Origin of the sequence: Bacillus sp. AY2-1 (assembly GCF_008368965.1) — a bacterium.
GTDB classification, from domain to species: Bacteria; Bacillota; Bacilli; order Bacillales; family Bacillaceae_G; genus Bacillus_A; species Bacillus_A thuringiensis_S.
Window position 1 is genome coordinate 54,523 of sequence record NZ_QPEL01000043.1, and the last position, 16,121, is coordinate 70,643.

Below are 16,121 nucleotides of genomic sequence, written 5' to 3' on the forward strand. Positions count from 1 at the left end.
CTTATTATGACCTATAGGGACTTATAAAGACCGTGATAACAGAATAGGAGGAAATTTACATGGTAGTCAAAGAGAAAGTTGTAAATGAAATGCAAGAGGTAAAAGAGATGATTGATACGTTAGTAAATAACGGTCAACAAGCTTTACAAGCATTAGAAAGTTTTACACAAGAGCAGATTGACAACATTGTTCATGAAATGGCATTAGCAGGTGTTGATCAACATATGCCACTTGCAAAATTGGCTGTTGAAGAAACAGGCCGTGGTGTCTATGAAGACAAATGCATTAAAAATATTTTTGCCACTGAATATATTTGGCATAGTATAAAGCAAGATAAAACGGTAGGAATTATTCACGAAGATCCTCATGAAGAAATAATAGAAATTGCAGAACCTGTCGGTGTAGTAGCTGGGGTAACACCAGTAACGAATCCAACGTCGACAACAATGTTTAAAGCGTTGATTGCGATAAAAACGAGAAATCCAATTATTTTCGCATTTCATCCTTCTGCACAAAATTGTTCGGTGGCAGCAGCGAAAACCGTATATGATGCAGCAATGAAAACTGGTGCACCAAAACATTGTATTCAATGGATTGAAAGACCGTCTGTCGAAGCGACGAAACAATTAATGAACCATGATGGTGTGGCACTCGTTCTAGCAACTGGAGGCGCTGGTATGGTGAAATCAGCTTACTCTACTGGAAAACCAGCGCTAGGTGTAGGTCCTGGTAATGTACCGTGTTATATAGAAAAATCAGCACATGTAAAACGAGCTGTTAATGATTTAATTTTATCGAAAACATTTGATAACGGTATGATTTGTGCATCGGAACAAGCAATCATTGTCGATAAAGAAATCTATGATGATGTTAAAACAGAAATGATCGAAAACAATTGTTACTTTGTAACAGAAGAAGAAAGAAAAAAATTAGAAAAGCTCGTTATAAATGAAAATACATGTGCAGTAAATAGTGATATTGTAGGAAAATCAGCACAGTATATTGCCGAATTAGTTGGGATTACTGTTCCTGAACATACAAAAATGCTTGTAGCTGAAATTCAAGGTATCGGAGCAGCATACCCGTTATCTCGTGAGAAACTGAGCCCAGTATTAGCCTGTGTGAAGGCGAATTCATTAGAAAAAGGATTTACATATTGCGAAGAAATGTTGAACCTCGGTGGTTTAGGACATTCAGCAGTTATTCATTCTACAAATAAAGAAGTGCAAAAGCAATTTGGATTACGTATGAAAGCTTGCCGTCTCATTGTAAATGCACCTTCATCACAAGGTGGAATAGGGGATATATATAACGGATTTATTCCATCACTTACACTTGGTTGTGGTTCTTACGGAAAAAATTCAGTTTCCCAAAATGTAACAGCGACTCATTTATTAAATATAAAAAGGCTGGCAAATAGAAAAAAGAATATGCAGTGGTTCAAATTGCCACCAAAAATTTATTTTGAAAAACATGCTACAGCGTATTTAGCAAATATGCCTAACATTTCACGTGCATTTATTGTAACGGATCCTGGAATGGTTGAACATGGCTATGTGGATACAGTCACGCACTATTTAAACAAGCATGCAAATGATGTGAAAATTGAAGTTTTCTTTGAGGTCGAACCAGATCCATCAGATGAAACTGTCTTTAAAGGTGCGGAAATGATGAGAAGCTTTAAGCCAGATGTAATTATCGCACTTGGTGGTGGTTCAGCTATGGATGCAGCAAAAGGAATGTGGTTATTCTATGAGCATCCAGAAACGACATTCTATGGCATTAAACAGAAGTTTTTAGATATAAGAAAACGTACATGTAAATATCCGGAATTAGGAAATAAGGCACAGTTTGTTGCGATTCCAACAACATCAGGAACAGGATCAGAAGTGACACCATTTGCGGTTATTACAGATAAGAAAAATAATATAAAGTATCCGCTCGCAGATTATGAATTAACACCAGATGTAGCAATTGTTGATCCACAATTTGTAATGACAGTACCACCACATGTAACAGCAGATACTGGTATGGATGTTTTAACACATGCAATTGAGGCGTATGTTTCTGTTATGGCAAATGACTATACAGATGGATTAGCATTAAAAGCTATTGATCTCGTATTCAAATATTTACCAAGAGCATATAAAGATGGAAATGATGAAGAAGCACGAGAAAAAATGCATAACGCTTCTGCAATTGCAGGGATGGCATTTGCAAATGCTTTCCTCGGTATTAATCACAGCTTAGCACATAAGATTGGACCAGAATTCCATATTCCGCACGGACGTGCAAATGCCATTCTAATGCCGCACGTAGTCCGCTATAATGCTATTAAGCCAAGAAAACACGCATTGTTCCCAAAATATGAGCACTTTGTAGCAGATGAACGCTATGCACATATTGCGAGAATGCTCGGGCTTCCAGCAAGCTCAGTAGCAGAAGGTGTGGAATCACTCGTCAAAGCAATTACTGAGCTTGGAAAAAGCTTAAATATTAATATGAGTATTGCAGGACAAGGGGTAGATAAAGAGCAATTTGAAGAGGTTGTTGGAGTATTAGCAGAAAGAGCTTTTGAAGATCAATGTACAACTGCTAATCCAAAGTTACCGCTTATTTCAGAGCTGAAAGAAATTTATATGGAAGCATATAAAGGTGAATAATGATTAAAAAAGAGCCGCAGTAAAGCGGCTCTTTTTTTGTTGGAAAACATCTCCCAGAATGGCTGTATTTACTGGTCTTTCAGTTTCATAGAATATGATAAAGTGAAATGGAGGAGTGAGAATATAATGAAAGAATTACAAGGGAAAATAGAAGATTATACTAGGTTCGGACAAATTCTTCTCGCTGTAAGTACATTGTTAATGGTTGGCTTGTTGATTCCGGATGGAGCAAAAGAGACAATCCAATTTTTTGTTATGATGGGGAGTATCGTTATATTTTTAAGTTTATCGTTCTTTTTCTTTCAGCGTGTGAAAGTGATGCGTGACCAGTTAGAGGAAAATGAATGTGAATAATATTGTTAACTAGAGCGCGGCGAAAAGAAAGAATCTTTTTGTCGCGCTTTTTGTTTTTTGTAGAAAAATGTATGCGTTTCATGTTGACAATGATAATCCTTATCAATTAAAGTAGAATAGTAGTTAATGATTATCATTATCAATTAGAGGTGAAGGAATGAAAAAATCTATTACGCTATTTACAGCGATTTTATCTATTTTTTTCTTGTTAATAGGTTGCAGTGCCAAAGGGGACGAAAAAGCGTCTGCAACCAAAACAGAAAAAGGAAAAGAAAAAATCGAAATTACCGACCTGTCAGGGAGAAAGGTAACATTCGATAAAGTACCAGAAAGTTTTGCAACATTAAGTATGGGAGACATGGATATTATTCATGCTTTAGGTGGAAAAGTAGTAGGTCGTCCGGATACGAAATTAACTCTTCCAGAGGAGTTAAAGAAAGCAAAAGTAATCGGGAATGCACATCAACCGAACTTTGAGCAAATTGCTAGTTTAAAGCCCGATGTACTTGTTGCTAACAATGGATTCCAAAAGAATGTGCCAACGGTTGAAGGACAGGGAACGAAAGTAATCATTTCTTCTGCGAATTCTGTACAAGATATTCAAAAGAATATTGAATTATATGGAACGGCAATGAAGAAAGAAGATAAAGCAAAAGAACTTAATCAAAAAATCAATAATCAAATGAAGAAATATGAGAAAAAGAGCGATGTGAAAGCATTGCTAGTGTATGGCGCACCAGGTACTTATTTAGCGGCATTACCAACATCTTTATCAGGTGATATTTTAGAAAAAACAGGCGGAAAAAATATTGCTTCTGATTTTCCAGAAATGAAAGAATATCCGCAATATGCACAGCTAAGTGTAGAACGTATTATTGAGGCGAATCCAGATGTGATTTATTTAATTACACACGGAGATCCAACAAGTGTGAAAAAAGCATTCGAAGGCGAAATGATGAAAAATGAAGCGTGGAAAAATTTAGATGCAGTAAAACAAAACCGCGTAGTTATTTTGCCACCTGATTTATTTGGATCTAATCCTGGGACAAAAGTTACAGAAGCAATGGACTTTATGTATAAAAGTATACAAGATGTAAGGAAATGATACGTATGGAAAGTAGTGAAGTAGTAAGAGAAAAGGAACATCCTTTTGCGAAAAAAAGATGGATAATAGCAGTTACTTTAGTTGTATTAACAATTCTAGGCCTCTTTTACGGTCTTTTCGCAGGAAGTTTATCCTTTTCTGTACGAGACATTCTAACAGGTATACAAGATGAGGGTTCGACAGTACATCGAATTGTATGGGATCTTCGCATACCGAGAGTGCTCGTTGGGTTTATAGTAGGAACATGTTTAGCTGCATCTGGTACACTGCTGCAAGGGGTTATGAGAAACCCTCTTGCAGATCCTGGTATTATCGGAGTTTCATCTGGGGCAGGCCTTGTAGCAATTGTCATCATGATTTTATTCCCACAGCATCTAGCTTTTTTACCACTAGGGGCGTTTTTAGGAGCTTTCATAACAGCGATGGTTATTTATGCTTTATCATGGCAAAAAGGGGCACCACCTTCAAGAATCGTCTTAGTAGGGGTGTCGATCAATGCATTAATTGGTGCAGCAACGTCAGCATTAATGTTATTACATAGTGACAAAGTACAATCCGTGTTACCGTGGCTAGCGGGTGGTATTGGTGGTGTAAGTTGGGCACATTTAAACATGATTATTTATTATGCAATATTCGCCATTATATTAGCTTTCTTTGGCATTAAGCATATTCGAGTGTTAATGCTTGGAGATGAAATGGCAAAGTTATTAGGACATAACGTGGAAAAAAGTCGGTTTTATTTAATCGTAGTAAGTACATTATTAGCTGGAATTGCAGTAAGTGTATCTGGTCTTATTGGATTTGTCGGTCTTGTCGTACCACATATGCTACGTTTATTAGTTGGAAATGATTATAGATATTTGCTACCTTTATCATGCCTTGGCGGCGGTGTATTACTTGTTTTTGCGGATGCAATAGCTCGAAGTTGGTTCGATCCAATCGAATTGCCTGTTGGTATTTTACTGTCCTTCTTAGGTGGTCCGTTCTTCTTATATTTAATTCATAGAGGAGGAAAACAACGTGATTTCCGTTAACAAAGTGTTTTATGCACACTCTGAAAGATTTCAAATGCAAAATATGAATGTACATATTAAGGCTGGAGAAATCGTTAGTTTAATTGGTCCGAATGGATCGGGAAAATCTACTTTGCTTCGTTTAATAGCAAGGCTACTGAAACAAAGCGAAGGGGACATCATTTTAGATGGGAAAAACATTCATATGATGAAGAGTGCTGATGTAGCGAAGCAATTAGCAATGTTACCACAAATGCATGATCATCAATTAGATTTAACAGTGAAAGAACTAATTGAGTTCGGAAGAGGTCCACATAAATCATGGAGTAGCCGCTTAAATAAAGAAGATGAAGAAATTGTTGATTGGGCATTGTCTGTTACAAATCTTGAAGGGTATGAATATCGTCTTTTACATTCTTTATCAGGAGGGGAACGGCAACGTGCTTGGATTGCCATGACGCTAGCGCAACGTACAAATGTCTTACTATTGGATGAACCAACAACCTTTTTAGATATCGTTCACCAGTTGGAAGTAATGGAACTTGTGAAACGATTAAATGAGGAGTATGGAATGACAATTATAATGGTTTTACATGACATTAACCAAGCTGCTCAATATAGCGATCGTTTACTCGTATTAAAGCGAGGAAAGATTCAGTATGATGGTATACCAGAAGAAGTGCTATGCCATGAAATGTTTCAACATGTATTTGGCATAGATGTAGATATCTTTCAAGGAAGTGACAAGCCGTTTTTTACACCGAAACGAATTTCTAAAAGGGGAGAAGAGCGATGCAAACAGAAGAGCGTATTACCACTGAATTAGTAAGAGAATTTGTTATGGCAGCTCACGGGGATTTAGAGAAAGTACAAGAGCTATTGGTTGAATCGCCAAGCTTACTTCACGCCTCTTATAATTGGGGTGGATCAGATTGGGAAAGTGCGTTAGGGGCATCGGCACATGTAGGTCGTAAAGATATTGCTCTTTATTTACTAGAAAAGGGTGCTCGGATGGATATTTTTGCAGCAGCTATGCTTGGTGAATTAGAAGTTGTACAAGCTATTTTAGTAGCTCAACCAGAAGCATTGCGTGCATCTGGTCCTCATGGCATTTCTCTTCTTCAGCATGCACGAATGGGTGGAGAGAAATCTAAGCGTGTATATGATTATTTAGCAATACTATCTTAATGAACGAAGGAAGTTCTTATGTGCGGTAAACTTTTCACTTGAAACAATTGGAAAGTTTACCGCCCGTTAGAACGGGATAAGTATCTAGTATATTTGAAAATCCTACACCCCCTCAACTGTAGTTTTCTTAATACTAGTTATGATATGGATGCAGTAGACGAAATTTGTCTACTGCTTTTTTTAGTCGTTAAGAATGAATATTCTGTATTTTATTGTGGGTTCATTTATCCCGCTATTTGCGGGCAGTAAGTCTCCCGCCTCAAAATTCAGCTAGAGCAAAGAAGTTAGATGGGAGATCCACTGCCCGTAAACGCTCGATTGGTGAGGGCTGATAATCAGTGGGGGTGAACAAAATTCCCCACTGATTAAAGTTTCACTTTATAATTAATAGTAACATTTCGTATGCATACAAAACATGATCGTGAAATTAAGAATAAATTAGTGGAAAGGAGTGCAGGCATGTTTCATACAGATCGTTTACAAATTCGCAAATATACAATGGATGATTTACAGTTCTATGCTTCACTATGGGGGAACGAGAAGGTAATGCGCTATATTGGAAATGGGACGTTAAAAACATATATACAGTGTAAAAAAAGTTTGGAGGAGTGGGTCATTCCTAGCTATAAAAACGGTCTCGGTTTATTTGTATTGATTGAAAAGGAAACGGGAACAAGAATTGGTCATGCAGGGCTGGTAAAGCAGCAGATTGATGGAAAAGAGGAAATTGAAATTGGTTATTGGTTACTTCCTCAGTATTGGGGAAAAGGGTATGCAAAAGAAGCGGCGGCAGCATTTCGAGACTACGGTTTCCAAGCATTACGAATGAATAAATTAATTTCTCTCATTAACCCGAATCATCCCGCCTCAATATTTGTTGCTAGAAAGACAGGGCTCAGCTATGAGAAAACAACTTTATTTCATGGGATGGATGTTCTTGTTTATTCCATTAAACGTGTTGGATGAAAAATTACTTTTTTAAAGGTAAATTGCATTTTTTGAAGAATGGTATATGAAAATAAAGGGGGGATTACATGTACATTTATCATAATGGACTTATTATTCGTGAGGGAACGAGTAGCGTACCAGCATATGCAATTAAAGCATTGTTTGAAGATGCCGGTTGGAGTAATGATAATATCCCTTCTTGGCAAATTGAAAAATTTACGATAGCATTCGAAAATTCAACATGGGCTTTCACAATTTGGGATGAGGAAGAGATGGTTGCGATGGTTAGAGTCATTTCTGATGGAATTATGATTGCGAACATAGTAAATTTAGTTGTGAAGTGTGAATATAGAGGGAAGGGATTAGGTAAGAAGCTTGTAGCTCTTTGCCTGCAAAAACTTCCCCACGGTGATTGGTTTGCGCATACATCAGCGAACAATTTTGATTTTTATAGAAGTTGTGGATTTGAAGTTAGAGAGCTATCGAGAAATGGAACATGTGCGTATTATGGATACCAAGTCGCGAAAAGAGATGGTCACCGATAAATGAATGGAAAGTAAAAAAGTATAGCGAGGTAATTTTGAGACTTTTGATAATAGAGAATGGATTGAGGCTCGTTTTATGATAAAATAAAAGAAAATTCTGTTTATTATTAGGGGGATAAAAATGAGTGTAAAAGCTGGGGATGTATTTAAATATGAAAGAAGATTTACTGAGGAAGAAGTTTTTGAATTTGCAAATATTACCGGTGATAAAGGTAGACACCATATGGAATACGATGAAAATGGAAGATTAATGGTTCATGGTTTATTGACTGCTAGCATTGGGACGAAAGTGGGAGAAGAGTTACATTACATAGCAAGAGAATTAGTAAGTGAGTTTATTAGACCAGTTTTCACAGGAGATACGATCACTTGTGAACTAACTTTAACAAATGTTGAGCAAATGGAAGGCTATAAAAAAGTTTCAATCGAGTCAGTTTATCGCAATCAGCATGAAAAGACTGTACTAGTTGGGACAAGTTATGGAATTATAAGGGGATAAAAAAGAAGCCTGTTTAACAGGCTTCTTTTTTTATTATTTAATAAACACGTTTTCGATTTTCCGCATAACTCGAGATGAGTAATAATGCAGTTTCTTCTCCTATATTACGAACAATATGAGGAACGCATGCATTCCATGAGAAAGAATCACCTTCTTCTACAATTGCAATATCTTCACCGTGCTGAACTTCTAGTTTTCCGCGTAATACAAGGTGACATTCTTCCCCTTCATGGGCATTTGGTGAGTTTTCTTTCGGGAATCCAGTAGGGATTTCTACTAAAGATAGGCGAAGGCCCCCTTGCTCCGCAACATGTTCAATTCTTTGCTCATCTTTGCCGTATACACTGTATTTCCGTTCTTCTTTTTTGACAATTTTTAATCGATCTTTTTGCTCTAACAATAAATAGGGAAGGGGAACGTTTAAAAAATTGGAGATCGTTTCTAAAGTTGAGATAGATGGTGATGTTTTATTATTTTCAACCTGACTCATAAATCCTTTAGAAAGACCTGTTCCCTCGCAAATTTGTGCAATTGTTATGCCTCTACGTTGACGAATTTCACGTATTGCAGAACCAATATTCATAAAATCAAGCTCCTTTTTGTAAACAACTATTTGTATCATAGCAAAAAAAATATATTTTTTCCCAGTGAAAATGAATTGACGAATAAAAAAAATTAGTGTATGTTTTGTAATGTAAATAAAAGTTTTGTATAAGAAAACTATAAAGGAGAGAATGAAATGAATCAACATATTGGTAACTTAATTATTCGTATCGTGTTAGGGGTAACATTCTTCATGCACGGTTTAACAAAATTCCAATCAGGAATTGACAATATTGCAGGATGGTTTACAAGTATTGGTTTACCAGGAGGACTTGCATACGGTGTAGCAACGTTTGAATTAGTTGGAGGTCTATTATTAATTCTAGGTTTAGGTGTAAGATATATTGGATTATTATTTGCACTTGTTATGGTTGGAGCAATCGTAAAAGTGAAATGGTCAGCTGGTTTATTGGGAGATGGAAAAAATCCTGGTTTCGAATTAGAACTTGCATTATTAGCAATGGGTGCATACTTATTTGTTGCAAAAGCTGATGGTTTTGTAGATAATTTCTTAAAAGAAAAAATGTCAAAGAAGAACTAATTTAAATGGGGGGGCTAACAAGATGAGTTTTCAACTTCATCCCGATACAACACTTGATGTTGTTCATTTATACGTATCTAATGTAAAGAAATCACTAGAGTTTTATACGGAAGTACTAAGTATGAAGGTGCTAAAAGAAGAAGAAGCAGTCGTTACATTTGGGAATGAAAATGATGAACCACTTCTTATCATTGAAGAAAAGAAAGAAGCTTTTCCGAAGCAAAGAGGAAGAACAGGGTTATATCATTACGCAATTTTATTACCAAGTAGACAGGATTTAGCGAATGTTCTTCGTCATCTTGTAGAGATGGTATATCCACTACATGGCGGAGCCGATCATTACTTTAGTGAAGCTCTTTATTTAGCTGATCCAGATGGAAACGGGATTGAAATTTATCATGATCGACAAAAAGAAGTTTGGCGTGATGAGAATGGAGAACTCCCATTTGTTAGTAACCCGTTAGCTGGTGAAGAATTATTACAGCAAGGAAGTACATGGAATGGCTTTCCAGCTGGTACTGTGATGGGGCATATTCATTTTCATGTAGCTGATTTAGAGGAAGCGAAACGTTTCTATGTTGATGGTCTTGGTTTTGAAGTAACGATTCCAGCTCGTAATGGAGCATTGTTCGTATCTGCAGGTGGTTATCATCATCATATCGGTTTAAATACATGGCAAGGTGAAGGGGTACCACCGCAAATGCCAGGTTCTGTTGGTTTGAAATATTTCACAGTTGTACTAGCGAATGAAAAACAAAAAGAGCAAGTATGTGAAAGCTTAAAAAATATTGGCAAGATTGCTACGTACAAAGATGGAATATTACAAGTCGAGGATCCATTTGGACATTGTATCCATTTCAAAATAAAAGGAGAAGCCTAAAAAGGCTTCTCCTTTTATTTTCTTATAATTGCTTTTTCGTTTTGTAAAAATAGTTCATCAAATTGTTTTGCAAGCTCAAAATCTAGTTTCGTTAAACCTTTTGCATTCCAAGATGACAAAGTAATAATAACTGCTTTATACTGGATAAGGATAAATGGATGGTGATTATATTCTTCTGATAGTTTGGCGGCTTCAGAGACAAATTCGACTCCTTTTAAGTAGTCGGAAAACATATATTTTCGTTCAATCCATTTCTCATCTTTTACCATCCATTTATCTACCTTCAATAATTCTTCGTGAACTTCTTCTTCAGTTAATCTTAGCATCATTTTTCACATCCTTTACTGGAAGTAACGCAAGACCATTGTTAATAAGGCGTGTTACAGCTTCGTCAGTTGTGAAGGCAGAAAGTTGATGTAGTAATGCTGCCGATGTTTCATGCCCTTTGTTATGCTCTAAAAGTAACTCTAATACTTCAAGGCGCAGCAACCATTCTTTCGCATAAAATTTATTTAATACTTCTTGAATTGCTACTAATTGATCGATATGCGCGTCGTGTAAAATCCCCTCACTTCGAATATCTCGCACTGTTTGATACATACGTTCAAGTTCATTCAGTACAAGTGGAGCAGGAATTTCGTGAACTTCTTCATCCATTGGGAAAAATGCTGCGGCATCTGCGGCACCTGGGAATACTGAAGTGATTTGTGAGCCAACAGCCATATCAAATGCGCCCCATGAAGCATCAAATAAAACGCGGGCGTTATAAGTAACTGTGCAATCGATAAAGGAAATAAGAGCAATTTTCTTATCGTTTTTTACAATATCTGTTACTGTTCCTTTTACATGAATACCACTTGCAAAAGTAAACTCAGCGATAGTTCCAATTGTAATTCCTAATGATTGTAGTTGTTCGTCTGTACAATTTTCTAATGCAATATTTTCAGTGAGTAATCCAATCGGTGTTCCAAATCCGTCACTGTGTACAGAAGTAGAATGATTTGCTAACTGTTTATTATGAAGCGCTAATGCCGTTGGCGAATTTGTTCGCATGTAAATTAATTCACCTGCATCGTTTTCAATTGTCTCGCTAAATGTACCTGTAATTTGTAATCCACTATTTAGCTCAGCTGTTGCATAGTTCTCAGAGCGAATTGCTTTTTCTAAACCTTCTTTTCCACCTGTTTTAAAGGCCATTGTTTTAGAAAATGTTTCAAGCGCATCTGTTAATTCTTCAAAGGATTCACAAACAAATAGTTGTGGTTGCATTTTTGTTACGTCATAAGTTGTCCCTGTACATGCTTCGATAGAAAATGGAACCTTTTCTACAGCGTCTGTTAAGCAATGTTTGCTTTCGCCAACAGAAGAAAGGAGACCAGCACCATATATTTTTGGATCATCTATATTTCCAATTAATCCATATTCTACTGTCCACCAGAAAAGACGTGAAATTTGTTCAGCTTCTGATAAACCAGAAACTAAGTTTTGTTTTTCAATTACAGCATTTTCAGCAGCCTTAACTTCATCAGGAGTAGAAGTAGGGCTTTCTTTTACTATCGTTAATGTACGAACAGCTTCAAATGCATCATGTTCTTCTTTTGTAGAGAAAGCTTTTGCACCAATTTGCCCAAAACGTTTCACATATTTTGCATATGTAGGATCAAGTAAAATCGGTGCGTGTCCTGCGGCTTCGTGTACGATATCTGGAGCTGGTGTGTACTCGATATTTTCTACTTTCCGAATATCTGTTGCGATCGGTAGTAATCCGTGTCCTTGAAAATCGAAGAATGCTACGCCGGGAATAAGTCCGTCAATCGTTACAGCGCCCCAGCCACTTGGTGCCAAACACTCATTCATTTCTTCTACTTTTGGAATTGCATCTATATTAATACCAGATGATTGTAGTCCGTTCACATAGGCTGGATGAGCAACGTCTTTTAAGAAGCTATGATTTTGTCTCATAATGTAACGCCACACAGCGTGATTCACCGGTGTGTATTGATCATAATGTTGTGTGGATACGAATGGTTTTAAATGCGATGGAATTTCTGTTTTCTTTGTCATTTAGACATCCTCCTTTTTTTCTATAAAATTGAATATCGATTTCGTATAGCTTGTATCACCTCCCTTCATTATTTGTAAGCGCTTATAAAATTTTATCATAAGATTCGGAATTATTTAACATCTGTTTCTGTGAGAAATAGAAAAAGCCCCTATCGGAAAATCCGATAGGGGCGAAAGAATCGCGGTACCACCCTATTTGTAAGTGAAAATATACTTACATCTCAATTAATGATAACGGAAAAATTCCGTCTTTTCCTTCATGCATAAAAGCACTACGAAAAAGAAGCTCCAGAATTGTAATTCATACTTATATATGTGCTAATTTCCACCGACCATTAGCTCTCTGTAACAGGGATATAAGATACTACTGCGATTCTTTCAACGCGTATATATGAAATTGTGTAAGAGGATGGACGCAAAAAAGTCCCTATCGGAAAATCCGATAGGGACGATAAAAATCGCGGTACCACCCTATTTGTAAACAACTAATTGTTTACCACTCACTTTACGATAACGGAAAGATCCGTCTTTCTCTTCATGCATAAAAAGCATTACGGGAAAGAAGCTCCAGAATTGTAATTCACGCTTGTATATGTACTGATTCGCACCAACCATCAGTTCTCTGAGACAGTGATATAAGTCGCTACTAGTATTCCTTCAAAGCCGATATATAATTCGTTTAACTAAACTATGTTTTGTATTATAAAACTATATTAAAAAAATTGTCAACAAAAATTTTTTATCCCGTGTTAATGAGCAGTAAAATTCCTACCTCAAAATTCGGTTGGAGCAAAGAAGTGAGATGGGAGATTAACTGCCCGTAACTCCCGATTGGTGAAGGGTAATAATCAGTGGGGATGAACGAAATCTCTACTGATTAAAGTTTCACTTTATTTCACTTCTAAATTAACAGTTAAATTAGAGGTATTGCCAGCTGCATCAGTTGCTACAATGTGAATAGTATTTTTTCCTTCTTGTAATTGAGTACGATCGAAATAAATGTCATAGCTTTTCTCCCAAGGGTTCAGGAATGCCTGGTCCCATACACCATTTCCGTTAATTTCATATTGCATTCTCACTGGAATACCAGGTGCTATCCAACCAGATTCTGACATCCAATCTAGTAGAATATCATCAACTTTTCCTCTAATTACGAGATTTTCTTGGTCAACTTCGTATGTTAACTTAGGTGCAGTTCGATCAAGAAATACAGCAGCTGTTTGTTTTGTTTCTCCGCCAGAATTAGAAGCAACTGCTTCGATTTGATATAGCCCGTCAGCTAAAGGAGTGCCATCTGCTTTTGTACCATTCCATTTGAAAGGTTTGTATCCAGGAGTTGCATTTTTAGCTTGATGGATAATCCCTTGATACGTTACACGTTCTTTCGTAACTAAATTTGCATGCAATGTTACATCATCCACAGGCGCAACTAAATAGTAGTTGATGAGATTATCATCTAGTACGTGGTCGCCATTTGGGCTAAAAGTAGAATTAATAATTTCAAGTCCATCGATACGTTTATAATCTTTAGGCTCGATACTAAATGTGAATGGAATTCGAATTTCTTCTTTTGCCCCTTGTTCTTTTACATATACATTTCCAGTATACACACCTTGTGGTAGTGAGCTATCTACAGTGATAGTAAATGGTTTTTCGGTACTACTATTCGGTTGAATGCTAATCGATGAAGGGACAGAAGCTTTTACTTTTGTGTTTGTGTTTGCATCTAGTAACTCCACACGAGTTGAAAAACTTTTCTTTTTACTAGAAAGGTTTTGTAATGTAACATTTTGCGTCAGTTTTACTTTTCCGCTATTTGGCTTAATAAGACCAAAGCTGACATTGTTAGGTTTTACTAATACATTTGTTTGAGCTGCTTTCGGAATGTTAATTAAACCTGATCCTTGTGCCATAACAGGGTATGTATTTTCATTGACATCATGTAATGTTTTTGCATTGTTAGCAAGAGCCGCTTTCAATTGTTCTGTCGTCCAATCAGGATGCATTTGACGCAAGAGGGCAACCGCTCCAGCTACTTGCGGAGCAGCCATACTTGTTCCGTTATGCGATTCATAGCCGCCTCGCGGTACTGTACTAGTAATTTGTACTCCAGGTGCAACAACATCAGGCTTTATTAGCCAACTTCCTTGTGATGGTCCTCTTGAACTAAAGTTACCGATAAGTTCTGTTTGCTTTGGTTGTCCAATTTTTATATTTTTCTTTCGTTTTGTAATTAAAGTTTTTAATTCTTCCCTATTTGTATTTGATAATTGCATTACTGGGACAGCTAGATGTTCACGTGAAAAATATTCCGGCATCATATTAATTTCTTTTTCGCTAGAGATTAATAACACACCAAGTGCACCAGCTTGTTTCGCTTGTTCTGCCTTTACTAATGTACTAGAAGTACCTTGTAAAATAAGTGCGAATTTCCCTTTCACATCTTGTTTTGCATAATCACTTGGATTGCCATAACCAACGTATACAAGAGGGGAATCATTTCCTATTGGAAAATCGGATTTTGATAACGGTAACCCTTGATATGTTTTGCTGGAACCAGCTACTTGGAATGTTGGAAACGGGATAGAAACCGTAGATGCTCCAACAGAAATGACACTACTTGCGTTACCGGGAGCATCAACAGACCAAGGTTTTGGTCCGTCATTTCCATTTGAAACGGCAGTAGTAACACCAAGTTTCGCTGCTCGTTCTAACGTTAATGTTACAGGCTGATCAGGTACATTTAAATCCTGCCCAAGGGAGAGGTTTAACACATCCGCACCATCTTGAATCGCTCGCTCAATCCCTTGGATAATATCATCTGTTGTACCAGTTCCACCGTCATTCATTACACGATAGGCTAGAATAGAAGCGTTTGGAGCAACGCCTTTAATTTTTCCATTACCCGCAATAATTCCAGCTACATGAGTACCATGTACGTTACCATCCATTGGATCGCTATCTTCATCAACCGTGTCATATCCACCGATATAATTTGCCTTTAAGTCAGGGTGTGTATAGTCTACGCCAGAGTCGATAATGGCTACTTTCATGCCTTTTCCATCAAGCGGTTTGCCAGATGGATCTTTTAAATTCCACGCGTCAGGTGCACCAATTGTCGGTCCACCGATATTTGGTGCTTCTTCGTTAGTAGTACTTTTTGATGTTTCATGCAATTTATATGTTAAGTTCGGATAGACTGCTTTTACTTCAGGTAAAGAGGCAAGAGAGGTAATTTGATCTCCAGGAACTGAAATAGAGAATCCGGAAAATAACGTATTATACACTTCTTTAATTTTTGCACCAGGTGCTTTTTCTTTTATTTTCTTAGTCGTATCTTCTTGTGCTTTTTTTAGCTCAGCATGATAAGACTGCGCATTACTATTTTGTAAATCTGGAGCATGCTGAATATTACTTTGAGCAGCGAGAGGTGCATGTTGCAATTCTACAATTACTGATATTTCTTTTGTTGTTTTCGTTTCAACATTTTGAGCAATTTTATGTTCTCCCCACTGTTCAATCGTTGTTTTTAATTGTGGACTAAATTGCTTCTCCTTTTGTAGTGATTCAGCATGAGCGCTTAAAGCTCCAAAACTAGAAAAGACAAGCGCCATGCTTAATAGTGTAGATGTAGTTTTTTTCATTGATACTCCCCCTAATAAAAAAGTGCCAATATTCAGAAATGTAATCTTACATTTTAGTTAGAACTTATAAATAT

General features: G+C 36.9%; 15 protein-coding genes and 2 other annotated features. Of the genes, 11 read left to right on the forward strand and 4 right to left on the reverse strand.

Translation table 11 applies throughout. The features are described from left to right. Positions 1–59: 59 nt before the first annotated feature. The 9 genes from adhE (at position 60) to DN403_RS11650 (ending at position 8,315) form a co-directional block, all read left to right on the forward strand. Entirely contained in the window at positions 60–2,663 is a 2,604-nt protein-coding gene (gene adhE, locus DN403_RS11605) for a bifunctional acetaldehyde-CoA/alcohol dehydrogenase (RefSeq protein ID WP_017763608.1), read from the forward strand. Between the two features lie 126 nt (positions 2,664–2,789). After that, positions 2,790–3,017 carry a YrhC family protein gene (locus DN403_RS11610; protein ID WP_000661454.1) on the forward strand — a complete coding sequence of 76 codons (228 nt, stop codon included), beginning with the start codon at positions 2,790–2,792 and terminating at the stop codon, positions 3,015–3,017. A gap of 157 nt (positions 3,018–3,174) precedes the next feature. After that, on the forward strand, positions 3,175–4,122 hold the full coding sequence (locus DN403_RS11620) for an ABC transporter substrate-binding protein (protein WP_000748461.1): 948 nt from the start codon (positions 3,175–3,177) through the stop codon (positions 4,120–4,122). A gap of 5 nt (positions 4,123–4,127) precedes the next feature. Then, a complete protein-coding gene (locus DN403_RS11625; RefSeq protein ID WP_002082127.1) occupies positions 4,128–5,156 on the forward strand; it encodes a FecCD family ABC transporter permease in 1,029 nt (342 codons plus the stop codon). Continuing rightward, a complete protein-coding gene (locus DN403_RS11630; RefSeq protein WP_000626531.1) occupies positions 5,143–5,961 on the forward strand; it encodes an ABC transporter ATP-binding protein in 819 nt (272 codons plus the stop codon). The genes DN403_RS11625 and DN403_RS11630 overlap by 14 nt, the downstream gene beginning before the upstream one ends. Beyond that, entirely contained in the window at positions 5,928–6,323 is a 396-nt protein-coding gene (locus tag DN403_RS11635) for an ankyrin repeat domain-containing protein (RefSeq protein ID WP_001192766.1), read from the forward strand. Before DN403_RS11630 ends, DN403_RS11635 begins: the two co-directional genes overlap by 34 nt. A 402-nt stretch (positions 6,324–6,725) precedes the next feature. Next, positions 6,726–7,289 carry a GNAT family N-acetyltransferase gene (locus DN403_RS11640; RefSeq protein WP_003263049.1) on the forward strand — a complete coding sequence of 188 codons (564 nt, stop codon included), beginning with the start codon at positions 6,726–6,728 and terminating at the stop codon, positions 7,287–7,289. A 68-nt stretch (positions 7,290–7,357) separates the two neighbouring features. Further along, on the forward strand, positions 7,358–7,816 hold the full coding sequence (locus DN403_RS11645) for a GNAT family N-acetyltransferase (protein WP_000276127.1): 459 nt from the start codon (positions 7,358–7,360) through the stop codon (positions 7,814–7,816). 121 nt (positions 7,817–7,937) lie between these two features. Then, entirely contained in the window at positions 7,938–8,315 is a 378-nt protein-coding gene (locus DN403_RS11650; RefSeq protein ID WP_000111562.1) for a hotdog family protein, read from the forward strand. Positions 8,316–8,352: 37 nt separating this feature from the next. Here the strand turns inward: DN403_RS11650 and DN403_RS11655 are convergent, their stop codons facing one another. Then, the gene (locus DN403_RS11655; RefSeq protein WP_001020693.1) at positions 8,353–8,898 is read right to left on the reverse strand and encodes a helix-turn-helix domain-containing protein; all 546 of its coding nucleotides are present in this window, start codon (positions 8,896–8,898) and stop codon (positions 8,353–8,355) included. A gap of 156 nt (positions 8,899–9,054) precedes the next feature. Between DN403_RS11655 and DN403_RS11660 the strand changes: the two genes are divergently transcribed. Together DN403_RS11660 and DN403_RS11665 are read left to right on the forward strand one after the other, a co-directional pair. Beyond that, positions 9,055–9,459 carry a DoxX family protein gene (locus tag DN403_RS11660; RefSeq protein WP_001071553.1) on the forward strand — a complete coding sequence of 135 codons (405 nt, stop codon included), beginning with the start codon at positions 9,055–9,057 and terminating at the stop codon, positions 9,457–9,459. Positions 9,460–9,481: 22 nt separating this feature from the next. Continuing rightward, complete coding sequence (locus tag DN403_RS11665; protein ID WP_000009842.1) at positions 9,482–10,339, forward strand: VOC family protein; 858 nt, start codon at positions 9,482–9,484, stop codon at positions 10,337–10,339. Positions 10,340–10,353: 14 nt separating this feature from the next. Here DN403_RS11665 and DN403_RS11670 read toward each other — a convergent pair whose 3' ends face one another. The 3 genes from DN403_RS11670 to DN403_RS11680 form a co-directional block, all read right to left on the reverse strand. Next, entirely contained in the window at positions 10,354–10,668 is a 315-nt protein-coding gene (locus DN403_RS11670) for a 4a-hydroxytetrahydrobiopterin dehydratase (RefSeq protein WP_149185483.1), read from the reverse strand. Next, the gene (locus tag DN403_RS11675; RefSeq protein ID WP_000163192.1) at positions 10,649–12,403 is read right to left on the reverse strand and encodes an aromatic amino acid hydroxylase; all 1,755 of its coding nucleotides are present in this window, start codon (positions 12,401–12,403) and stop codon (positions 10,649–10,651) included. The genes DN403_RS11670 and DN403_RS11675 overlap by 20 nt, the downstream gene beginning before the upstream one ends. Before the next feature lie 163 nt (positions 12,404–12,566). Continuing rightward, positions 12,567–12,794 (reverse strand) — a binding site (T-box leader). A gap of 50 nt (positions 12,795–12,844) precedes the next feature. Next, positions 12,845–13,073, reverse strand: a binding site (T-box leader). A 220-nt stretch (positions 13,074–13,293) separates the two neighbouring features. Then, positions 13,294–16,047 carry a S8 family peptidase gene (locus DN403_RS11680; protein WP_149185484.1) on the reverse strand — a complete coding sequence of 918 codons (2,754 nt, stop codon included), beginning with the start codon at positions 16,045–16,047 and terminating at the stop codon, positions 13,294–13,296. Positions 16,048–16,121: the final 74 nt, after the last annotated feature.